17 protein-coding genes and 6 pseudogenes are annotated in these 22730 nt (G+C 35.6%); 7 read left to right on the top strand and 16 right to left on the bottom strand.

The features are described from left to right. Nucleotides 1-247: 247 nt before the first annotated feature. Nucleotides 248-493 (bottom strand): annotated as a pseudogene (locus GWJ05_RS08125) (DNA methyltransferase); the annotation flags it as partial. A 518-nt stretch (nt 494-1011) separates the two neighbouring features. Between GWJ05_RS08125 and hprR the strand changes: the two are divergent. From hprR to GWJ05_RS08100, 5 genes are all read left to right on the top strand, one after another. Then, a complete protein-coding gene (gene hprR / locus GWJ05_RS08120) occupies nt 1012-1704 on the top strand; it encodes a response regulator transcription factor HprR (RefSeq protein ID WP_052038516.1) in 693 nt (230 codons plus the stop codon). Next, complete coding sequence (locus tag GWJ05_RS08115) at nt 1679-3037, top strand: heavy metal sensor histidine kinase (RefSeq protein WP_103004773.1); 1359 nt, start codon at nt 1679-1681, stop codon at nt 3035-3037. Before hprR ends, GWJ05_RS08115 begins: the two co-directional genes overlap by 26 nt. 108 nt (nt 3038-3145) lie before the next feature. Continuing rightward, nucleotides 3146-4156, top strand: coding sequence for a protein-methionine-sulfoxide reductase catalytic subunit MsrP (gene msrP, locus GWJ05_RS08110; protein ID WP_036937560.1), 1011 nt, complete (start codon nt 3146-3148; stop codon nt 4154-4156). Further along, on the top strand, nt 4156-4767 hold the full coding sequence (locus GWJ05_RS08105) for a protein-methionine-sulfoxide reductase heme-binding subunit MsrQ (RefSeq protein WP_103004775.1): 612 nt from the start codon (nt 4156-4158) through the stop codon (nt 4765-4767). Before msrP ends, GWJ05_RS08105 begins: the two co-directional genes overlap by 1 nt. Before the next feature lie 820 nt (nt 4768-5587). After that, the gene (locus tag GWJ05_RS08100; protein ID WP_004242485.1) at nt 5588-5779 is read left to right on the top strand and encodes a YqaE/Pmp3 family membrane protein; all 192 of its coding nucleotides are present in this window, start codon (nt 5588-5590) and stop codon (nt 5777-5779) included. A 92-nt stretch (nt 5780-5871) separates the two neighbouring features. Here GWJ05_RS08100 and GWJ05_RS08095 read toward each other — a convergent pair. The 6 genes and pseudogenes from GWJ05_RS08095 to psiE form a co-directional block, all read right to left on the bottom strand. Next, nucleotides 5872-6333: pseudogene (locus GWJ05_RS08095) on the bottom strand (lysis protein). A gap of 2 nt (nt 6334-6335) precedes the next feature. After that, the gene (locus GWJ05_RS18670) at nt 6336-6464 is read right to left on the bottom strand and encodes a hypothetical protein (RefSeq protein WP_257474695.1); all 129 of its coding nucleotides are present in this window, start codon (nt 6462-6464) and stop codon (nt 6336-6338) included. Beyond that, nucleotides 6446-6631: a hypothetical protein gene (locus GWJ05_RS18430; protein WP_052038517.1), complete on the bottom strand. Its 186-nt coding sequence runs from the start codon at nt 6629-6631 to the stop codon at nt 6446-6448. Before GWJ05_RS18430 ends, GWJ05_RS18670 begins: the two co-directional genes overlap by 19 nt. A 488-nt stretch (nt 6632-7119) precedes the next feature. Further along, complete coding sequence (locus tag GWJ05_RS08090) at nt 7120-7629, bottom strand: lipocalin family protein (RefSeq protein WP_087802833.1); 510 nt, start codon at nt 7627-7629, stop codon at nt 7120-7122. A gap of 24 nt (nt 7630-7653) precedes the next feature. Next, on the bottom strand, nt 7654-8649 hold the full coding sequence (locus tag GWJ05_RS08085) for a YbgA family protein (protein WP_161681310.1): 996 nt from the start codon (nt 8647-8649) through the stop codon (nt 7654-7656). A gap of 100 nt (nt 8650-8749) precedes the next feature. Next, nucleotides 8750-9156: pseudogene (gene psiE / locus GWJ05_RS08080) on the bottom strand (phosphate-starvation-inducible protein PsiE). Nucleotides 9157-9290: 134 nt separating this feature from the next. Between psiE and GWJ05_RS08075 the strand changes: the two are divergent. After that, nucleotides 9291-9659: pseudogene (locus GWJ05_RS08075) on the top strand (tyrosine-type recombinase/integrase); the annotation flags it as partial. Between the two features lie 109 nt (nt 9660-9768). Here GWJ05_RS08075 and GWJ05_RS08070 read toward each other — a convergent pair. Then, a pseudogene (locus GWJ05_RS08070) lies at nt 9769-9936 on the bottom strand (isocitrate/isopropylmalate family dehydrogenase); the annotation flags it as partial. A 183-nt stretch (nt 9937-10119) separates the two neighbouring features. Continuing rightward, nucleotides 10120-11037 (bottom strand): DUF2971 domain-containing protein, encoded by a 918-nt coding sequence (locus GWJ05_RS08065; RefSeq protein ID WP_161681309.1) that lies wholly within the window; start codon nt 11035-11037, stop codon nt 10120-10122. A gap of 187 nt (nt 11038-11224) precedes the next feature. On the opposite strand from GWJ05_RS08065, the gene GWJ05_RS08060 reads away from it, so the two are divergent. Continuing rightward, nucleotides 11225-11455: a DNA polymerase III subunit theta gene (locus tag GWJ05_RS08060; protein ID WP_161681317.1), complete on the top strand. Its 231-nt coding sequence runs from the start codon at nt 11225-11227 to the stop codon at nt 11453-11455. Nucleotides 11456-11690: 235 nt separating this feature from the next. Here GWJ05_RS08060 and GWJ05_RS08055 read toward each other — a convergent pair whose 3' ends face one another. The 7 genes and pseudogenes from GWJ05_RS08055 to GWJ05_RS08025 form a co-directional block, all read right to left on the bottom strand. Next, nucleotides 11691-14942: a hypothetical protein gene (locus GWJ05_RS08055; RefSeq protein ID WP_161681308.1), complete on the bottom strand. Its 3252-nt coding sequence runs from the start codon at nt 14940-14942 to the stop codon at nt 11691-11693. A gap of 55 nt (nt 14943-14997) precedes the next feature. Beyond that, nucleotides 14998-15333 (bottom strand): annotated as a pseudogene (locus tag GWJ05_RS08050) (tyrosine-type recombinase/integrase); the annotation flags it as partial. 129 nt (nt 15334-15462) lie between these two features. Then, entirely contained in the window at nt 15463-16869 is a 1407-nt protein-coding gene (locus GWJ05_RS08045) for a phage tail fiber protein (protein WP_161681307.1), read from the bottom strand. Between the two features lie 35 nt (nt 16870-16904). Continuing rightward, the gene (locus tag GWJ05_RS08040; protein ID WP_161681306.1) at nt 16905-17954 is read right to left on the bottom strand and encodes a hypothetical protein; all 1050 of its coding nucleotides are present in this window, start codon (nt 17952-17954) and stop codon (nt 16905-16907) included. Nucleotides 17955-17957: 3 nt separating this feature from the next. Beyond that, a complete protein-coding gene (locus GWJ05_RS08035) occupies nt 17958-21425 on the bottom strand; it encodes a host specificity protein J (protein ID WP_161681305.1) in 3468 nt (1155 codons plus the stop codon). Nucleotides 21426-21439: 14 nt separating this feature from the next. After that, nucleotides 21440-22090 (bottom strand): tail assembly protein, encoded by a 651-nt coding sequence (locus tag GWJ05_RS08030; RefSeq protein ID WP_202612564.1) that lies wholly within the window; start codon nt 22088-22090, stop codon nt 21440-21442. After that, nucleotides 21994-22722 (bottom strand): C40 family peptidase, encoded by a 729-nt coding sequence (locus tag GWJ05_RS08025; protein WP_161681304.1) that lies wholly within the window; start codon nt 22720-22722, stop codon nt 21994-21996. The genes GWJ05_RS08030 and GWJ05_RS08025 overlap by 97 nt, the downstream gene beginning before the upstream one ends. Between the last annotated feature and the right edge of the window lie 8 nt (nt 22723-22730).

The following is a 22730-nucleotide window of genomic DNA, read 5'->3' as shown; positions in this document are numbered from 1 at the left end:
ATTAATCTAATTTATTGAATATTTTCACTAGCTGATTCTTCGTTATTATATTTTTTCAATATTAGGATCAGTTTTCCCATATTATAGCCTAAAGTAGTGAGTAATATAGGATTGCTATGAACACTAAATTTTCGCTTAAAATCTAATGAACTCCAACGAAATAAGCGAATACCTTTGCTGGTAAACAACCGATCAAAATGTGTTACTCTATAAGTTCTTCCGCCCATCGTGACGGGTAAATGAATAATACGATTAGGTGAATCATATTAAATCGCCTTTTTACTAATAATTCAGTATCAAAGGCAAGCTTAGAGCCACAAAATAAATACAAGCTTCCATTTGGTTTCAATACTCGCCAAAACTCAGTTAATACGTCATCTAGCCACGCTAAGTATTCTGCTTCATTTGCCCATTGATTATCCCATGCGCAAGATTTAACCCGAAAATAAGGGGGATCAGTCACTATCAAATCAATACAATTAGTGGGATCCAACTCCCACTAGCACCAAATTTGATGGGTCAGTGATAGAGTAAAACCCTCAAAAACAATAAGTTATATAAACCAACAGAACTACACACTGACAATAAAAAGACTTTAAAGTGCACGAGAAATGCACGTGCATTTTAAAGTATAGAAAAGCTCGCTTCGGTGGGCTTTTTTAGTTTCAATAGCCAAGCAAATACATTCATCCTCTTCAACTTTTATAGCATATTCATCATAAATTATTGCTAAACCCTAGTCGAATATATATAAGTTTTACAATTTTTTCTTAAGAATAAGAATACAAAAACGAGTGAAATCTACTGCCATAAAAAAATTATCGAATAAAATCAGTTGGTTACTCTTTTGCATAAAAACTATTTAATAACAATGTAATGAGTCTCTAAAACCTATTATTACAAGGTCATTTTTAGTAAAAACTATCATATTTAATTAGCTCTATTAATCCTATATATGACTGGTTTAAAATAATACAAAATACCTATTCTAAAGAGTTTAAGAGGATCAGTATGAAAATACTCTTAATTGAAGATCACGAAAAAACAGCCAATTGGGTTAAAAAAGGGCTAGAAGAAGCTGGATATACTATTGATATTACGAATGATGGTCGTGATGGCCTCTATTTAGCATTAGAAAATGATTACAAATTGATTATTCTTGATATCATGCTTCCCGGAATGAACGGTTGGAATATTTTAAAAATATTACGTACATCAAAGTCAGTCCCTGTAATTTGTTTAACTGCAAGGGATGCTATAGATGACCGAGTTAAAGGATTAGAATTAGGTGCAAATGATTACTTAGTAAAACCTTTCTCATTTTCAGAATTATTGGCAAGAGTCAGAAATCAATTGAGAGTTCAACAAAATATTTCAACAATTATTGAAATTGCTGACTTAAAAATCAATTTATCTCGTCATGAAGTAGAGCGTAATAATATACAGATCCCAATGACTCGCCAAGAATATTCTTTATTACTTTTTTTTGCTTTACATATTAATGAAATATTACCTAGGACATTAATTGCAAGCGAGATTTGGGGAATTAACTTTGATAGTGATACTAATATTGTAGATGTTGCTATCCGTCGTTTACGAAAAAAAATTGATGATGGATTTGAAATCAAATTAATCGAAACGGTTAGAGGAATGGGATATAGGCTAAATGGAGTCAGTAATGAAAACAAAATCACTGAGATTTAAAATTATCTCTTTATTTATCATATTAATGATTGTAAATGCAGGTTTTATGTCTTTAACACTTTATCAATCGCTTAAAAATGAATTAACATCTCGTGATAATACCTTACTTGTAAATCGTGCAGACCAATTAGTAAAGTTAATTAATAGTGGAATTGATATCAAAACATTACCTATCTATTTTCAACGTATGATGGATATGCAACAAGATATTATTTATATTACGGATGCTAATAATAAAATTTTAGTTGATACTAATTCAGATATTTTATTTTCAGATCATCTAAAAACTACTGATACAAAGAATATAGATTTAAACATGATTACCTCCTGGGAAACAGAATCAGGTGTTCCTGTTTCGGCTATTAACTTTACAATAGAATCACCAATAGGCGTGTTAAATGTAGTGATCGCCAAAGCATCCTTTGTGCGCATCAGTATGCTAAGCGAATATTTAAGTAAAATATTGATTATCTCATTAGCTTCTATTTTATTTATGGGAATATTAAGTTTTTGGTTAATTAAACATGGATTAAGAGATATCCGTTTTCTTAGCCAAATTACGGCTAAAACAGACATACATACTCTTAGCCAAACCATAAATATCTCACAACTTCCCAATGAACTGAAAAGTTTAGGTGACTCATTAAATATAATGAGAAAAAGGTTAAAAAATGATTTTGTAAAGCTAACTCAATTAGCAGATGACTTGGCTCATGAACTCAGAACACCAATTAACGCTATAAAAGTTCAAAATGAAATTATGTTACAACGCTCTCGTAGCGTAGAAGAATATGAATCAATTATTATTAGTAATATTGAAGAATTGGATAAACTTGCAAAAATAATTGAAAATATTTTATTTATCGCTCGTGCTGAAAATAAAAATATCATTTTAAATAGAGAAAGCTTGAACTTATCGGATCTAATTGATGAAATTTATAACCTATTTTCATTTTATGCAGAAGAAAAACAGATAACCTTATTAAAAGAGCCTACAACATTAACAGTTAGTGCAGATCACTTACTTTTTACTCGCATATTAATGAACCTCATATCAAATGCAATTAAATATTCTCCCGCTAATACACAAGTAGTCACTCAATGTAAAAAAGAAAAAAATCAGTTACTGATTAGTATCAGTAATATTGGTGATGAATTGAATCAACATGAACAAATATTTACTCGTTTTTGGCGTGGTGATAATGCAAGAACAACAGATGGAAATGGCTTAGGCTTATCAATTGTACAAGCGATTATGACATTACATGAGGGTAAAGTCAGTTACGAGCGTATTGGAAAACATAATGTATTTATTTTAACCTTTCCATGCTAATTACGCGATATGACAAAATTGTCATCTTTTTGTCAGCTTTTTTATAAAACATCTCTGCATAATTAACTTATCAATCAAATATCTTCTTAATTATGTAGAGGTAACATCATGAAAAAAAACAGGAAAAATAACCTATCAGAAATCACACCTGAATCTGTTTTTATGATGAAACGACGTAATTTACTAAAATTATTAGGTATCGGCGCTGCTGGAATAGCGGTTTCATCCACTGTAAAAGCCGATTTATTTTCATGGTTTACTGAAGATAACAAACCAGCAACACCAAAATCATCCCGTAAAGAATTACAATTTATTCAACCTGAAGAATATCAATCTTCATTACAATTAACTCATGAAGATAAGATAATCGGATATAACAATTTCTATGAATTTGGCCTTAATAAATCCGATCCTGCTAAGTATGCACACACAATGAAAACAGAAGAATGGACATTAACTATTGATGGTGAAGTTAATCGCCCACTTACTTTAAACTTAGACGATATTAATCGTAAATTTCAATTAGAAGAACGCATCTATCGTATGCGTTGTGTTGAAGCATGGTCGATGGTCATTCCTTGGGTCGGTTTTCCATTAGCGAGCTTACTTTCTTTGGTTGAACCCAATAGTCGTGCAAAATATGTTGCCTTTGAAACACGTTATGCACCACAGGAGATGCGTGGACAAGATAGTCGCTTCATTGGCGGCGGTTTGCAATACCCGTATGTCGAGGGATTAAGACTCGATGAAGCGATGAATCCACTCACATTATTGGCGACAGGGGTATATGGAAAATCCTTACCAAACCAAAATGGTGCACCTATTCGCCTTGTTGTTCCGTGGAAATATGGATTTAAGGGGATCAAATCCATTGTCAAAATTCGTTTAACTGAGTCAATCCCACCAACAACGTGGAATCTTTCGGCACCGCATGAATATGGTTTTTATGCAAATGTTAATCCAGATGTTAGCCATCCTCGTTGGTCACAAGCAACAGAACGCTTTATAGGCACAGGTGGATTAGGCCAAGTTACAAGGCAACCAACATTATTGTTCAATGGCTATGGCGACCAAGTAGCGCATTTATATAAAGATTTAGATTTACGGAGAAATTTTTAATGCAACCAATATATGGAATAAAAGTTAAGTTATTAAAAACAATATTCCATCTTATTGGTTTATTGACTTTCACTTGGCTTATTTATGCAATTTATACGCAAAATTTCAGCGCAGATCCTTCAAAAGATATTCAGCATTTTACTGGAATTACAACGTTGCGTTTATTAATTATATTAGCTCTGATCCCTATGTTTTCCTTTTACTTAAAATTAAACACATTATTTCAAGTAAGAAAACTATTAGGATTATGGTGTTTTTTTTGGGCTAATTTACATTTAGCAAGTTATCTGCTACTTGAAATAGGTTGGGAAAATATTACTTTCTTTTTTAGCGAAGTTTTTTCCCGTATTTATCTTATTATAGGAGCTTTATGTTGGGTTATTTTATTATTGATGGCTATAAGTTCATTTGATTGGTTAAAAAATAAATTTAATCAAGAATGGAAAAGAATACATAGTCTATTTTATCCACTCTTATTATTAGTCTGTATTCATTATTTTTTATCATTAAAATCGCCGACACCAGAGCCTATTATTTATCTAATTATTATTGGATTAACTTACCTTTTTCGCTTTTGGCAACAGAAAAAAAATAAATCAACTAATATATAAAATAACCTACCCACCAATTTAATTCTAATATTATATAAATAATCTTGCTAAAGCCTCATTTAAGAGGCTTTAGCTAATTGTAATAAACTAAATAGTTGTCTATCAATTCAGCATTAGAAATACAATGATATATCCATAGAAAAATTACGCCCAGGAGCAGTAACACGTTGTAAACCAAGAAGATCACGACCTATTTGATTTGTTGTACCAAATTCTGGCAGACTTCTTAATGCATCCCAAGAACTATATTTTCTATTAAATGAATTAAAAACCCCAGCACGCAATACAATATTTTTATTTATTAATACTATTGGCTAATCTATTTTGGTAATAGTTATGTCCTGTAAACGAAAAATTCCTCTTGGAATAAATATATTAGATGCAACTATAGATAGAGTTAAATGGCTATTTGATACTTTTGAACAAATCACCCTCTCCTTTTCTAGAAGTAAAGATTCTACGGTTCTTTTTCATCTTATTGCGACAATATGAACCGACTTGGACGGCTTACCGCATTCGCCGTTGCATTGGCTTGCGATAACATTCGCTCTTGTTGTACGGTGATAGCTTGAAGACTGACGCGAATACTTTACCCAAATTGTTCTGTTTAACGCTGGCTACGGTTGATCGCATTTGTGAAATTTGCCGTATTCAGCGTCAAATCAATATTTAATCTACCTAATGCTCCCGCCATAAATTCAATCCTTGGAGTGAACACTACAAAAGCAAACTTTCACCCTGAATAAATGCAATATTCCTTGTTATTTGCTATTGATTTAATTATTGATAAACTGAAATTTCGAATAATAGAGGGGGTTTTATGAGACTTATTCTGGCGTTATTACTACCTTGGTTACAATTTTTCACGATTGGTCGCCCATTTGCTGGTATCTTCTGCCTTATCCTACAAATCACATTAATCGGATGGATCCCTGCGGCTATCTGGTCGGTTTATGCGCTTTCTCAATACAATACGGATAAAAAAATTGAGAAAATGTCTCGCGGTGGTTAACGATTAAGCCCCACTGATGTGGGGCTATCGATTCCAAATGAATTAGGAAATATTATTGCTGAAAACTTTATAAATGCACAAGGAGGGTTAAATTAATATAAACACTCTGCTTCAATATAGCTCTGCAACCCTTTAATCATCTGCTCTGACTCTGCAATTCGCTCTCTGAGTAACCAATAATTTCGGATAGCGGTGTCAGTAGGTCGGGCGGTGGTTGCATAAGCCAAGCTGGTGGCGGGAGTGGTTTTGCTTTTGGGGCACTCGGCTTTGATATACACCCGCTCAGGATGACGCTCGCTAATATCACGCAACCGACTAATTTCATTCTTAGCATTCGCTAGCTCCTGCGTATATTGAATATCCAACTAATTTAATCGCATTATGCGTGCTTGATAATTAGTGTTAATAGACTTCTGTTCTTCGAGTGCAATCGTTAGTTCTTTGTTTTTTTCTATCAACAGATTAATCCTGTTAGCTTGCCTGTTAATCACCCAATAGCCACCCACAATGATGCCTACCATCGCGATGATGGCATAGAGTTTCCCGTATCTCATAATTAATACCGATGATGTGAGAATGCAATCTGACAACGTTTTTCTAAACTAACTTGGTCTTTAGTACATGAGTTATCAATCAAGAGATAAATACCACCAGCGATGATGATGATTAAAGGTTTCCATAACATAGTGCTGACTCCGCTTCTCGACGAGTCATAAAATAAGTAGCTAAACCAAGAACCATGCTAAACGCCATCCCAATAACAAATCCCCATTCATATAAAGAGAGACTGGCAAAAAAGGCCGTTAGGCCTGCTGTTCCATAGGTAACATTGGTTAATTTATCCATACGCATAGTCACCCCCAGAGGAGTGTCCATTAATGATTAATATAAAGAGAAATTATTAAGAGATTTTCGAGATGATTTATAAAAATATAGTAATTCTTATTTATTACTGTACATATTTATAAATTTATTCATAAAATAATAAATAATATTTATGAAACGGAGTAATCAAGTGCGATATATTATTTTATTTCTTATTTCTTTATTTTTTATAATTACTTTCATTATAATAACTAATGATGATAAAAATCAGTCAGTTAAACAAACAACTAAAATCGAGAACGATATAAATAAAAAATCAGAAAAATGCACATTTTATTCACCAATAAAAACAAAACAACTGGCCTGGATAACACTAACTCATAAATCCCCATGCTCTTAGGTGTAAATAATCATTACCAGTGTTATTATAATGGATAATACGAATAGGCATTTTCAAATCATAATTAAATACCATCAAATTAGATAGTATTTAAATTCAGTTATATACCTTTTTATTAAAATATTATGATCCTGTTACTATCAAATCCATATGATGTTGCAAAATTAATATATTCATTCAACAAATTTGATGGCATGGTCGGTGTACGTGATAATATCCATAAATAATCTTTATCTGGCCCTACAACCAAAGAATATTGATAATTTTTATCCAATTTGATGATATTATATCCACCATAGAATGGACCAAAAAATGATACTTTTAATGCACCCTTATTAGATGAACCAACAAAATAAGCCTTACCGATGCTTTCTTTCCAGCGATGTTTATTTTGACTCCAACCTCGATTAATAACCTTAACACCACCATCATCTCGTAATGAATAATTTGCGGTAACTTTCGTTAAGCCTTTTTCAAAACGATTATCTATTCTAGCGACCTCATACCACTGCCCAAGATAACGTGATAGATCAAAATTATTAACAGGCTCAATGTCACTCGGAGGAATAACATTGCATCCAGTAAGAATAAATGAACTTAAAAAAATGACAAAAGAACGTATCATATTTTCCTCCTATCAATAAGTTTATTATAATCCATAACGTAATCTTAAGGATTGAGGATAAGGATGAAAATATCGCTGTTTACTCAAATAATTATCAGGATACTCTGATAGATAATGATTAATTAATGTTAAAGGTGCTAATAAAGGCTGTATTCCTTGACGGTATTCTAAAATCAATTGACTTAATGCTTGTCGCTGATTTGGTGTTAAATAGCGCTTAAAATACCCCTGTATATGCATAAGAACATTGGTATGATTACGTCGTGTTGCTTGGTACTGTAATAATGTCATAAATCTATTTCGATATTCATCAAAAAAAGCTTCCAATGAATGCCATTCTTTATTATTAGCAACAAAGCGACCTAACTCTCTATAAAGAGGTTGTGAATGAGCCAATAAGAGCAGTTTATATCTTGTATGAAAATCGATTAAAGACTGACGAGTAAATGCGTTCATTCTCAATTCATTCAACGCATCCAGTGCAAATACACGTATAACAAAATTTTCTCTTATATGAGGATCATTCAATCGTCCATCTTCCTCTATTGGTAACCAAGGCATCATTTTTTTCAGATTTTCTGTAAAAATACCCGTCCCTGCCTTCCTGTTACCATTACCAATAGGATCATATACACGAACACGCTCTAATCCACAACTTGGTGATTTTGCACAAACAATATACCCACTAAACTGATTAAATTTCTCTAAATACTCAACAGAATACCGATTCATCTTTTCAGTTAAATCACCTTCACTCCCGTTACTAAATTTTAATGCAATTTCTCCTGAATTTGATTTAACTAATCTTAGTGCGGGTCTTGGTGTAGGTAAACCAATAGCCATCTCAGGACAAGCCGATTGATATTCAAAATAATCAGATAGTTCATCTACGGCAAGATGAAAGCGCTTATGACCACCATCAAATCTAACATTATTCCCTAATAAACAAGTGCTAATCCCTACAATAATTTTTTTACCAACAAAATTATTTTTGTGAATATCTGTAACAGAGTTAAACATTCTTACTACCTCATATGAAACATTCATATAATCTGATTATAGTGGATCATAACTGTATTCATATTAGTAAGATTATGCTTTTTTTACTACTTTTATAAATTTAATTAGGTTTCAATCTTTCAGCACTAGATATATATAATGCAATAACAAGTAGCAGTATCGTTCCTGAGTAAACAATAAGTAACTGAGGATTTTTATGTTCAACAATAATTAACCTAATTACCGCAATTATTGAAATATAAATAAAATATTGCAATGGAAAGTGATAATTTGATTGAAAATATTTAATAATTAATGCAATAAATTCAAAATAAAGAAAGTAAATGATAAGTCCATCAACTAATAAATAAATTGAAACTGGATCACTAACTGTAAACAATAAATTAGCAAGGATAATAGTTTCTTTAACTAAAAAATTATTAAAATAATTGCAAGTAATATCAGGCCAACACTACTAATCCATTGTAAAACTCGACTAATTACTTTTGTTTGATTTAGTCCTGTCATAATAACTCCTAAGAGTTTATGCTCCTAATATCAAGTTTTCTATAGATTAAAATAAAAAATAGATGAGAAGCTTTATATTTAATTAGGCCGCCATCAAGGTATCGAACCTCGACTTTTAGTTTAAATAAAACTAGTTGGCCATCCCTCTCTCGCTTAAATGTGAAGCTATCAATCTCTCCTTAAGGGATGTTGTAGCTCAATGTCGTGATGCCGTTGTGAGCAAATATCTCGTGCATTATCGACATACCACCGCACAAGCGAAACGCGGTGAACAAGTCACACCAAATACGTTAACCACAACATTTAAAAAAGCACGAGATAAATGTGGGTTAACTTGGGAAAAAGGTACGGCACCAACTTTCCATGAACAGCGATCTTTATCCGAACGACTTTATCGAGAACAAGGAATTAATACACAAAAATTATTGGGGCATAAAACACAAAATATGACCGATAAATACCACGACGATAGAGGCAAAGAATGGCAAATTATTGCTGTTTAATTGAACAATTTTTGGGAAGAGTTTTGGGGATATTTTGGGGAAGAATTTTATAGTACAAAAAATAAACGGGAACTAATAAGCTCCCGTTAACTATTTATCAAATCAACAATTACATGTGTTTGATAATCGCGTCACCAAACTCGCTACATTTCAGCAGTTTAGCGCCTTCTAACTGACGTTCGAAATCATAAGTGACAGTCTTAGCGGCAATCGCCCCTTCCATACCTTTAATGATTAAGTCAGCGGCTTCTGTCCAACCCATGTGGCGTAACATTATATAAACCCGTCATTATTAACTATTTGTTTATTAAAGTATATTTATTCTTATTTGGTTCAAAAGACCATGAATATGCCTTTTTATAACTACTTGATTACCATAATACTTTCATTGGTTTTGATAACCATATATTAAGACTACAAATGGCTATTTGGGCTTAAAACACCCTTTAAAAAAGAAAAACTAAATTTGCATGCGATGACGTACTGTAGATCCTCCGGATCTTATCATCTGATAAAACGTACACCGAGGGTTCTTACTACGTGCAATAGATATAATTTCATCAACTATAGTAGCCTGAGTTCTGACTCCAAAAGTAATTGAAAGTAATGACTCTGGAGCAAACTCTACATCAGTATATAATTGATTGGATTGTCCACTGACAGCCCATGTTTTTTCATTTGTTTGAAAGTTAATTCTACTTTGGATTACACCAAAACTTTCACTAAATAATAATCTATATTCTTTTTCATATTGCCATGCGGATTTTTTTGAAAAGAAAACATCTTTAATAAGAGCATCGTGAATAGATTTAGTCTCTCCATATAATAGTAACTCAATTGCGGTTGTAGAACTTTTAAGTTCATCTACATACTGTACAGATCCTTGATGAAGTCTATCTGGAGCCTCTTTATACACATTTTCAAATTCAAATACACAACCTCGATGCTCATCCGCATAATGGGCCCACATTAGATTATTATCATAGTCCGATGTCACACACAGAACACGAGCGCAATTAATAAGTCCCACGTTTATATACTCACGGAAAAAATCTTCCATACTAGGAACAATTTTTTTAAATGAATCAAAATAACTATTGCCACTCACGATACCATTTTCAATATCTTTCTTTAAAAGCCCTATTATCATCTGTTTATCAAAAGTAAACGTATTAAAATTATATATTAGATGACCCGCAGCACAATTAGCTAAAATTTTAAATACAGCATTATTTGCTGATTCAAACTCACTATCAGAGAAAGGTGAAAATTGACACTCATCAACATCATTAAAAACACTTGGACTCGACCATCGAAGTGTACTGTTTTCAAGTATTATTTTACCCGTAGTAGTTGTCATATATTTATAAAATGACATTAATCCTCCATACTAATTAAATAAATCGGATATAAGAAATATAGTTCAAGCAAGCTGTATAAAATACCACTAATAATAAAATATTAATATTCTTAACCATTTATTTTATGAAGTTCAATTAATATTTAATTAGTTTACTCATTTTTAATCCACCCGCTATACTCTCAAAAAACTAATTAGATCCGTTATAAACCTTGCAAACTTATCTCAAGAAGAAAAAAACAAAACCAATGTCGATTTAGCTGCAAGTGGTGTCGCGTATAAAGAACGACTAAACATGCCAGTTGTTGCATCCGTAGTTGAACGACAGCAACCAGCACATTTGAGAGCGTACTTTAATGAACGATTAGCGTTTTATCGCGAGAGAAGTAAGAGGTTGCCTGATGCAAATTCGGTGCAGTATTTGAAAACAGAGTAATTAGTATTAGCTCAAATTTAAGATAATTACCTTTTCATGAGGTATAACTAATTGAGTAGTCCTCTATGAGCGAAAAGCGGAAGTTCAGAATGTATACTTACTTCGATGCTTGTTAAGCAATGGGGAGTAGGTCAGCAATTTATTGTGAAAGCAATAACACTAATAGTATTAGTGAAGAGGCTAAATATTTGTTTAGAATCCGCCCCCTTAAAAGGCGGTATTCTTGGCAAACATTTTATTTACTGTTTATCAATTGCAATAATGGGATCTCAGCTACATCATTAGGAATATAGGGGTCATCTTCTTTTAAATTAACCCCAATACAATCAACATCATTTAACCCAATTTCCCAAGCCCACCTAACATCTAACGTACTCATTTCTATCCCTAAACTATCTCTTTGTGGATGCTCAGGAACAATATTTTTTAACATCGCATCACATCCAAGATAGAATTTTCCACAGGCCTGATACGCAGTAAGAAATCTTTCTAGATTGACATTGCTATCAGGAGTCATCGTATTAATTCTACTGATCATTGTCATTCTTTTAGTTAATGGAGTTGTCATCATATTTTCAGATATTAGTACTCTATAATGAGTTGGGTTTTTAACTGAGATGCCCTTGACAATACAAACCCGTAATCTGGCTTTACTATCTACCAAGCCTACTGATGATATAAGATCTTTAAAAATATCCTCACCTATATCGGAGTGTTTAAATAATAGATATAATCCTGGATAACACGATTTTAATTGAGCGAAACCTACTCCTTGCCAGCGTGTTCTATCCCATAGACGAGGTTTGATTAGACTTTGTATGGAATAATCTTTATGTGTTATATTTTCGAAATTAAGTTCCTCTTCAGGCATTCTTCCTTTACCGGGTGTTGGGGCTTTTATATCCTCGATCTCCAACACTTTCGAAAATTCACTATCCCAGGATTTATCTCTTAAAAGAGGGTAAGTTTTCTTTTCAGAACTGGCGGAATAAATTTTCTTAATTTGTTGATCAATATCATTACCAAGAACATTTTCAATAGATTTGATACAGGCACCAAAACTAATTGCTCTGTCGAATGCAGCATCTTCGAAGATCATTTTTTCAATGTATTCTGTATTTTTTATAAAAAATAACTCGGGGAGAAGATTGAACACTAATCCTTTGAATCCATTAGTGATTTCTTGTTGCGCCTCGATTCTAAAATCACTTACATCAAAACCAACGCAATTTATTGTAAGATTTAGTTTTCCACTATTGCTATTTATTTCATGTGATAAGGATAAGTCATCATCGTTATCTGCTATTACTTCAATAATTAGAAATGCTTCTTTAAGATAGATGTTGTCAATCGTACAGGTTGCAAAAGCACCCTCTAAAAGTGATAAGACATTAGTTGAAAACTCTATAAATGGTGACCGATTCGGAAAGTTAATTTCTATAGTGCATCCAAAAATAAAAGATGTATGTACTCCTCGTTTGTCATGGTTATCTTTTATGCCCTTACTATTAAATCCTGTATCAAAGTCACGTATTTTTCGCAAGAAATCATTATGATCTTTATCGGCAGTAACTCCGTACTCACGTTCAAAATCTTCAATATAACCTAAAGCATATTTAAGACATCCCGATGATACAAAAAGGCCTAGTCTATCGAGTTCATCGGGGATATTACTCTGTCGATTTATTCCCTTTAGGTCAGTGTTCAAAATGAGTTGACTTATGTAAAAATCGACTTGCTGATTTTCTTTATCGCCGAACGAGCTATCACTGATATTCTCGTTAATTATTAAAAACAGTTCATACCATAAAAGAGCATGTGCTAATTTCCCTAGTTTTATTTCTGTTAGACATAAATTATAATAAATTTCAGCCTGCTTTAAAGATATCTCATCATACTTCCAGAAGTTATCTGTAATCAAAGAAGCGGATAGAAGCAAGCATGAACGTGAACTCCATAGCAATCCAATGGATTCGTAAGCATAAGCAATAGCTTTTAATGCTAATATAAATTTATCTCGTGATTCCTCTTTATAGAGTGGAATAAAAGATTTTCCTAAATACTTGATTGCCTGATAAGGGTGACCATTTTGAAGCCTCTTTATACCTCTTCGCAGATTTAATAATGCCCCTTTAACTTCACCACCTCTAACAACAGATTGCTCAGTCATATAGTCTAATAAATTTTCATATGCATCTACATCGAAAAAAATGTCATCTAGTTCGTTCAAAAGTTGGAAGTTTTTCTCAAACGGATAGCCTATTAAATTCCCGCTATTTTTAAAAATTTCATGTAACTCTTCAAATACAACCGAAGCATCTTCTACATCTGAAAACGTTGTCAGTTTATAAATGGCTTTGTGAGTTCTCGCTGTGAGCGCATTACTGGGACGTGAATCATCGTCAGCTATCTCATCTAGTTTGGCGAGCATGTTACGTTCAATATTCTCAATGTCGATTGTAGATGTTGCGTTGTTAAGTCTAATATAACTTTTATGAACGGTTACTAAATTTAAAACTTTTTCCCATTTTGAGGAATTAGTTGATGATGCTATACTTTCATACGCTAATTGAAGATTTTCTTCGAAGAGATTAAAATCTTCCATCCAAAAATGAGATTTCCAGGCGTATTGATAATACGCATCTAGCAATTGTTGATTAGTCCCGAATTTTTTTGAGATTTTTATAGCTCTTTCAAATAGACCTTGTGTTTCAATTAGTGGTTTCTCAAGTTCAGCGCTTAACTCTGCAATTTCTAAAAATATATCCACTTGTTCATATGAAATTTCAGCAGGGTTTATTTTCTCTCTAATATACTCGGTTAATTCTTCATATTTTTTATGTTTCTTATAATCATTTTCTCCAAAAATAACTTCTCTTTTATATTGCGTTGGAACTGACAATGAATCAATGACCAATTGCTCAAAATGATTTTTGTAAATTTGATCTAATAGCCAATTAATATCTAATATACGGACATCTATTCCAGTTTTTGTTTTTAGTGTATCCTCAACCTCTGAACGAATATTGGACTTTGCAGATTGATTCGTTACGCAAAATACTTTAGTATACCCACACTCTGTTTCTTTTATCTTAAGTACATCTTCATGACATTTTTTCTTCCAGTCTTTACGTGTACTTACCGCAAAGGCCCAACGTTCTTTATTTGATGCTTCATTAACACCTTCGAACCAAAGAAGCTTATTCTGTTCCGAAACAGGGTATGTTTGTGTGTCAGTTTTACCATCCCCCCCTGCTACAGGACCAGTCTGTTCAAGGAGATTAGGGCAAATTATTTTTTCACATATTTTTTTTGCAAAATCCTCGAATTGTAATTCTTGATTTCTTGTATTTAGCGTAGAGAGGAAGTGTTCCAGTACAACTCTATCTAAAGTACCAGTCTCTCTGATTGTTGAATCAGAAAACTTTTCAGGGCGACGGCGCCTTAAAAATTCTTTAGATGAAAATTTGGTTTTCTGTACATTCATGATTGTGACGCTCCTCTTGCTATCGACAATAAACCTTTGTATGCATCAACTAGATTTATTGTTCATACTGCTTTTTTTGAAGAAAAAATTGCGGAAGTTTATTTCTAGACAAGCTATCTATGTAATCACTATACCACTGCATCATCTGTTGTCTCCCTTCCAAATACTGTGCATGATTGTAAGCCCCGTGAATAGCGTTCTGAACCACATGTGCAAGCTGTGTTTCGATCCATGCAGAGTTGAATCCTTCTTCGTGCAGAATGGTACTCAATGTGTGACGAAAACCATTCCCCGTCAGCCTTCCTTTTTATCCTAATAGCTCAATTACCTGATTAATGCTTTCCTTTGAGATCGGCTTAGTACGATCATTACGTCCAATGAATGCGATCGGAGATATGCACCTAATCTTATAACATCGTGTTTTCTATGTCCGTTTCTGGCACAAAGCAGACTACTGGCTCACATATAGTTCAATGCTATAACAGCATAAGTTCTAATATTGAGCCAATACAGTTAATAGTTACAACAATTCATCATTCCCAAATTGCTCTTTTATTTCCTCTTCTTTTTGTCTGCGTTCCTCTTCTTTCTGAGCTTCTTCAATCTCACACATTCTCACGTTATAGATTGATTGCTCTGGCATCTGTACACGAACAGAAATAAAACGACCATCAGGGATATCAATCGGGTCGCCATCATTGAAACCATCAATATTATTACGGGCGAACTTAGGTGCGCTAGGGTGAGTACGGTGATACGTTTTAACGAGAATGGAGCCATCTTTGTTAACTTTAGAGTTAACCCATATCAGTGGTTGTTTATTTACATCGAGTGGAATTTCAATGCCGCCATCGACTCCACCCCATCCTGCATCTGAGTTAAAACCCAATACACCTTCGATAAGATACTCACCTTTTGCTATTCGAGTAACCGTAGCGCCTTCGGATTCGTCGTTAGTTGTAAATGTGCTGTCAGGATTGATATTGATTACTGGAGAGGCTTTTTTGATGAAACCTTGAGGGTCTACAGTGGTATTTAATGTTCCCCATGTAACGTGACGCCTAATTAAATTAGCACTTTTGCTATAATATTCACTGGTGAGTATACCGAGGACAGAAACAAACATCCTGAATGCAATATCACTGTTATAATATATATTAACGCCAGAACCATAATAACCGAAGTGGTCACTTGTAACCCCGCCACCCATTGAAAAAAAGTTAGTTGGGATTAACGTATCTTTTAATTCGTCATTTCCACGATAAGTAGCGTTAGAGCCTAAACCATAATCACCCACCTGCATTAGAGTTCCTGATTTTTCAGGGAAATTATGAGTTCTCCATCCAGAAGTGGAATTAATTCTGGAGTGCATTACGGGTTGAGAGCCCGATACATTTAATTGTGCGCCCACACCATTAGGAATGACCGCAGCTAAAGAGCCACCATAGGCTTCAATTATTCCATTTGAAATTAAATTCCCTTCTAGGGTTCCACCTTTTTTATCAAATTTATTACTAATATCACTCTGCATCTTTTTAATGCTATCGAGTGTGACAACTTCACCATTTGGCATCTCAATTTTCGTCTGACCCGTTTCACTCATCCACGCACTCATCGCATCGAGGAAATATTGTGTGTATGCATTAATAGCGACCATGGTTCTTGCTGCATCACTATTATTATCGGGTTCTGTAATATGAATTGAGAATGTGGCGTTAGTTGCTGTGGCTAATGCGGGATGAGCTAATACTAATTCAGTATCGGAATTAACGGATTTAATCATATACGGAATATTCGTGTTTCCCGATTTAATTAAAATAGTCATTCCGATATTAATGGCTGGATTATTATTTTTAAATTTAGTGCCAGTTCCGCGAACAATAGCAGACCCTGACACTGTGTTAACAGTGCCTGTTGTGTATATCATAAATAAGTTTTCCTAGAGGTATAAATGAGGGTTAATTAAATATTGAAGTAGTCGCTGAGTTCGATGCCATAAATATTAAATTCTATTTTAAATGCATTACCGCCAATTGCGCCGTAAGAGCCACCATATTCTGAACCTATACTGTATATATCATCCCAATAAACACTATTACTATCATTTCTAAAGCCAAAGCCAGTCCTTAGATAGACAACATCATCTCGATTTGTTCCTTCTATTTTCCAGTTAACAAACTGCGCGTCCGGAATAATCATCGGTTTTTTTAGTTTATAGAATGAAGCGCCATTCCGATTACTAAATCGTGTCGTCTCTCCGAGTTTCATAGGTTTATAGTTGGATGAAAATGTAATTTCTTTTTTCTCGTTATAAATCACAATGCCATATTTGGGTGGGTTTAATTTAAAGTTAGTACAAAATATAACGACATACATTTCACATGAATGACTAACAACTAGCCCTTTAGTTTTAGTATATGAAAATACAGCACTAGAATTTTTTGGGCGCGCAAAGATAACGGGGCTCATTTCACTTGTAATGTGTGATGGTATTCTCCATCCATTATGCTTACCCGCATTTATTTTCACGACTTCAGCAAATACACAATACCCTCGCATCGATGGCGTAAGCTCACTAATACCGTTCATTCCATGTAGTCTAATTCCGTATGATTCATTATTTGTTTTTGGATAACCATAAAAATCAAATTTAAAGTCTGGATCATTCTCCTCAGAATCGTAATCCTCTGTATATACTCTAGCCCCTGCAGGCTCCTCATCTACATAAAAATTAAAATTATCGCCAGCTATATTGTAATCAGTGACATTAGATGAGAACCAGTAATATGAACCGGGTATTTTACATGTCCGAGAAATTATTCTGGGTATAATAATGATTTTATATTTTTCATATTCGACGATATTATGTTTTAATGCATTCCACCCTTTACGAGGGAAGTGCCCGAATCTATATCCAATATTTATCGTTCCTAAATACCCCATTACTTGATTATCATCAGCATCTAAATAATATTCGTTGCCGATTTCTGGTTTAACATAAACACCATACATTAATTAAACTCCTGTTATTTTCCCTATTTCAATCCTAAGCTCTCCTTTATCACCGTAAACCGCAATCCGTTCATTTGTAATAACGGTATGCGCCCCCGTCTTGTTTGTTCCTATATCTAATTCACCTCGGAACGTTCCTTTATTCATTTCAATATTGCTAGTTTTACCGTCAATTAAAAAACCACTTTTACCAGGAACATAGTCGCCAGATTTAATGTATTCGGTAACAACAACAGAATTTAACCACGCCTCGTTAATAAAGGCCTCACGCATAAACAACCGCCCATTTTTGGCATACATGAATAATTCCATCTTGCCATTTGCTGGGTTATACCAAGCAAAGTTATTCGCATTGTAACCAAAGAAACTTTCAAGCTTTCCATTCTTAACTTGAGCACTAATTACTTGTCCTGCTGCGTTATATTTAACCTTGTCATGAACAATCGTGATATTAATTGAGTGTGTGACAACACCGTCACCGGTTTGACTAAATTCAGCCTGCATTTTTTGGTTAATCATGCCCTGCTGTTTGCCAAATTGCGCCTGTACCTGTTCTTCAGATTTAGCCATTGCTTTATTAGTTTCAGATATCGCCTCTTTGTTCGTCGCAACATCTGCACGAATACGACCGACTTCTTTATCTGTATTGCCTAACTTCTGGTTGGTGTCGGCTAAATTTTGGTTAGTTGTTTTTAACTCTGTGCGGATCTCCGTAGTTGTTTGACCGAACGCTTTATCTAAATCAGAAATCGTTGTTTTAACTTCTTTGATTTCAGAGTTAAACGTGTTCTCTGCATTATCAATTGATGAGTAGAGCTGAGTAACAGTTTGTGCCCATGCTTCGTTATCCGTTGCACGTACTTGCCATAGCTCTTTGATTCCAGCTTGAGATTGACCATGTTTCACTAACAAACTGCGTGATAGTTGAGAGTCAGCGTTACTAAGAATGAGTACTGTCTCAGCGTTCCAATCTAATTTATCACTGAGTTGTTTGCCGGCATCTGTTGTCATGAACTGGCCGTCTAGCTCATCGAGTATTTCTTTGGTATTACTATTAGGCTCCCCTTTCGCTTCAACAAATACTGATTTTCCAACGGAATTTATACTGCGAACATAAATATAATAGGTATGCCCTGCTTTTAGGTTGCGCCCCTGTATAACCCACATAGAGCTAACACCTAAATATTCAGCGCGACTTTCCACTTCGCAAATATCGGTGATCTGTTTTTCTGAAAACCAAAACTCATACTGTGCACGTAGGCTATTTTGGCCACCAGAACGCGGAATAATACCCAAGCTAAAATAACCTGACTCCACTTCAATATAACTCGGTGGTAAGGGTGGATTAATTGCAAATGATGTTGTGGCCACCTCGCCTTTTTGTTTCCGATCATTTTGAGGTGCAACGGATAAAACGTAATTTCCTTGAGGCAAACCACCAAAACGATACATCGTATCTGTGGTTGAAGCGGTACCAACAATGCGATCACCCGTAGTGAGTTTTAATAAAAAATCGACTCCTCGACTGGAATAAGGCGTGTTCCAACTCGCCTCCACTTGCCACGCACTCGCATCCGATTCGATATCCACAGAAAGGTTTTCAACCGGTGGGATAAATCCACCCAGTGGCGTATCGGGCTTTGGCTCAAATTTAGCGCCTTTATCAACAATCGCCTCTTTTTCGGGTATGTGTTGCACAGCAATAACCGTAAAACTGCCATCACCGTTATCAGCTAAACTAATGGCACGAAATAATCTACGGCGTAAAGATGGGAACGTTAATGTCCAAATCCCGCCTTCTCGTAATCCTAACGGTAAGGTATCCAGATTTATTTGATTGGATGCGGGATAATTCAGCACTTCATAAGATTGCGGATCACCTTGTGCATTGATGAGTGTGACGCTTGATTTACCGCTTTTGGGTGTGTCGATATTGCGATCTAAGGTTAATGTTTTTGATACGTAATCAATGTGTGTTAGGCGTCCACCAATTTGATTATCCGCGTAATAGTTATCGGCAATTTCGATAATATCACCCGGCATATGACGCAAGCCTTCACTGCCAACAGTAAACTCAACCGTCTGTGTCTCTAATTTTTCCGTGGTTAATAACCAAAGACCATGCCGATGAGCTTGTCCTCGGCTAGTACAACCAAAGGCATCGACGCGCATGACATTACGCCCAAAGCGGGCAATGCTGGCATCATCTTCAACCAGCTCAACACTGGTTTTCCAGCCATTATCGGGATCAATAAAACGAACCTCGATGGCAGTATGACGCGATTTTAATGCGCTAAAACTATACTGAAAGTTACCATCAATCACGTTGGCGTTAGTATATGGCCACACCACATCAGACGATCTATCTTGAATAAAGGTTAATGTTCGCCCATTCCAGACCGGCATAATGCGCATCATGGCACACATATCCCCCATGACATCATAGGCTTTGCGCATATCCGTAATGTAGGCATTGCACGTCATGCGGGGCTCTTTTCCACCGAACCCATTATCAACCTGTTCATCACAATAACGACCAATCGCATACAGAGCGAACTTATCGACCTCACTGATATTAAGACGTTTCCCCATCCCATAACGAGGATGAGTTAATAAATCCCATAATATCCATGCTGGGTTATTGGTAAATGCCGGTTTAAAGGTGCCATCCCAAATCCCTGTATAAATCCGTTTATCTGGATCATAATTACTCGGCACCTGAATAATACGCCCTTTAATTAAATAATTGCGGCGTGGAAATTTATTGCCAAACTGTTCACTATCAAACATCAATCCTGCAACCGCAGAGCCCGGATAAGTTTGTGAAATATCCACTAATTCAGAATAGCTCGACCAAACGGTATTATTTTGAATTTTGTCAGAAGTGCTATCTTGAGTGATACGGATCATGCGTACACTAAACGGAACGGGCGGTAAATCATCCAACACAACGGCCATTAAATAAGGTGAGTTGGAGCGCTTGCCATTAATCGTGACATTTTTCTCTGTTATCCACGTCCCATTGCGCTGGATTTGGATTTGTAATTGAACAGAAGTCGGTACGCGATCACCATTATCTTTAGTTTCAACCAGTGCTTGTGTACCAAAGGTTAGACGTAAACGGTCAATATTGGGTGAGGTAATAGTACGAGTGACGGGGGAATTATATTTAACCTCAATCCCCACCGGCACTTCATTCGCAGACGCGGTAAAGCCACTCATTGCCGGTTGCTCTAATGTCCCTGCCCGCCATTGTGCATACATCCCATTAATGGTGCTATTACCAGAGCCGTCTATCACAGGCGTATCATCCAAATAAATACACCCTAAATCATCCATCGAGCCTTGAATATGAATAGGACCTTCAATCGGTCCCTCACTGATTAAATCAATTAATGAGGCTTTTTGCCGTGATGTTAAATCGTTTGGTGCCTCATACGGTGTTTTTTGACCACCACCACCTTTACCCATGATACGAACTCCTCTTAACCACCGTGTTTGCCGGCATCGATATCTTCGCCATCACTGTCATCCATAATTTCAACAGATTGTGAAATGACGCGTGAACCACACATAATTTCGCCATACGCAATGGGTACTGGCATCCCTTGTGCAACTGCGTTATCAAGATTACTAAAATAGGTATTGCCTTTTTCTTCATCACCACGAGATAAATTAGGGGGTTTAGGTGCGGGGATCAGCATTTGAGCGACACCACCAATCATCATGGCCGCACCACCTGCCATCAAAGAAGTCGCCACTGTTGCGGAAATCCACGCAGGCCCCCACCATCCCAGTGAAAATAAGGCGGCACCCGCAACAAACTGAAAAACGCCGACGTTTTTAGCCCCTGATAATTTCGGCACAATATGAACGACCGCATTATCAGGTAAAGCTTCATTGAATTTTTGATGAATTTCTTGCGGGGAAATATCGGTACCGGCAATACGGACTTGATACCAACCATCACGAATGGCGAGGCGTAATGCTGGGATTTGAATAAAAAGCGCGTGAAGCCCTTCAGAGGCAGTATTCACATTTAATTCAAAGCGACGTCCAAATCGTTGCAAATTCCCGTAAAGTCGGAAGGTTGCCAATCGCGGTAACGCCAAATTGAGTGCGTCATTCGTTGCCATCGTTCGTTATACTCCTCGCGTTTGCTAAGTTGGTTTGGAATGTGATGCAAAATCGTTTGATTGCCTAAATAGATCCCCGCATGGTTGGCGCGAGAGCTGGCGTAGCAACACAAAATAATATCGCCGGGTTGTGCCTCTTTTTTTACCTGTCGAAAACCACTGCTCACCATATTATCGAGGTACAGTTCTTTACCTTGTCGCCACCAATTATCATGGCGCTCAAAGTCAGGCAATTCATGCCCTGCCAAATGGTAAGCGTCTCGAAACAACCCATAACAATCTGTTGAGCCATGAACAAATTGGCGACCTAACAGATGAAGTACTGGCTGATAGCTGTGAATTTTTTCATCACAGACCACCCACCACGGCAATGCGCTGTTCACCTGCAGTTGTCGGTCTAATGTACTGAGGTACTGTTGGCCGTCAGGGTGACTATGTACAACCGCGATCACCTCGCCCTGCTGTTCGGCGCGAATAAAATCATTAAAAGAAATCGTGAAATGGTTTTTCGGATCGGCATGCTGATTAACACAAGGTAAATACTGTTCACCCTGCGCGGTACTTATTAATAAACCACATGCCTCCGATGGCGCTTGCTCTTTCGCATGCGCCAAAATTGCTTGTTCAATCATAAGAAATA

The sequence above is a fragment of the Proteus sp. G2626 genome (assembly GCF_009915985.1).
In the GTDB taxonomy this organism is placed as follows: Bacteria; Pseudomonadota; Gammaproteobacteria; order Enterobacterales; family Enterobacteriaceae; genus Proteus; species Proteus vulgaris.
Note: the sequence above shows the minus strand (reverse complement) of the source record. Positions and strands in the feature narration are given on the sequence as shown.

What these genes read in the sequence shown, in the direction of transcription:
- hprR (WP_052038516.1), top strand. Translation starts at nt 1,012, where the DNA reads ATGAAAATACTCTTAATTGAAGATCACGAAAAAACAGCCAATTGGGTT.
- GWJ05_RS08115 (WP_103004773.1), top strand. Translation starts at nt 1,679, where the DNA reads ATGAAAACAAAATCACTGAGATTTAAAATTATCTCTTTATTTATCATA.
- msrP (WP_036937560.1), top strand. Translation starts at nt 3,146, where the DNA reads ATGAAAAAAAACAGGAAAAATAACCTATCAGAAATCACACCTGAATCT.
- GWJ05_RS08105 (WP_103004775.1), top strand. Translation starts at nt 4,156, where the DNA reads ATGCAACCAATATATGGAATAAAAGTTAAGTTATTAAAAACAATATTC.
- GWJ05_RS08100 (WP_004242485.1), top strand. Translation starts at nt 5,588, where the DNA reads ATGAGACTTATTCTGGCGTTATTACTACCTTGGTTACAATTTTTCACG.
- GWJ05_RS18670 (WP_257474695.1), bottom strand. Translation starts at nt 6,464, where the DNA reads ATGTTATGGAAACCTTTAATCATCATCATCGCTGGTGGTATTTATCTC.
- GWJ05_RS18430 (WP_052038517.1), bottom strand. Translation starts at nt 6,631, where the DNA reads ATGCGTATGGATAAATTAACCAATGTTACCTATGGAACAGCAGGCCTA.
- GWJ05_RS08090 (WP_087802833.1), bottom strand. Translation starts at nt 7,629, where the DNA reads ATGATACGTTCTTTTGTCATTTTTTTAAGTTCATTTATTCTTACTGGA.
- GWJ05_RS08085 (WP_161681310.1), bottom strand. Translation starts at nt 8,649, where the DNA reads ATGTTTAACTCTGTTACAGATATTCACAAAAATAATTTTGTTGGTAAA.
- GWJ05_RS08065 (WP_161681309.1), bottom strand. Translation starts at nt 11,037, where the DNA reads ATGTCATTTTATAAATATATGACAACTACTACGGGTAAAATAATACTT.
- GWJ05_RS08055 (WP_161681308.1), bottom strand. Translation starts at nt 14,942, where the DNA reads ATGAATGTACAGAAAACCAAATTTTCATCTAAAGAATTTTTAAGGCGC.
- GWJ05_RS08045 (WP_161681307.1), bottom strand. Translation starts at nt 16,869, where the DNA reads ATGATATACACAACAGGCACTGTTAACACAGTGTCAGGGTCTGCTATT.
- GWJ05_RS08040 (WP_161681306.1), bottom strand. Translation starts at nt 17,954, where the DNA reads ATGTATGGTGTTTATGTTAAACCAGAAATCGGCAACGAATATTATTTA.
- GWJ05_RS08035 (WP_161681305.1), bottom strand. Translation starts at nt 21,425, where the DNA reads ATGGGTAAAGGTGGTGGTGGTCAAAAAACACCGTATGAGGCACCAAAC.
- GWJ05_RS08030 (WP_202612564.1), bottom strand. Translation starts at nt 22,090, where the DNA reads ATGGCAACGAATGACGCACTCAATTTGGCGTTACCGCGATTGGCAACC.
- GWJ05_RS08025 (WP_161681304.1), bottom strand. Translation starts at nt 22,722, where the DNA reads ATGATTGAACAAGCAATTTTGGCGCATGCGAAAGAGCAAGCGCCATCG.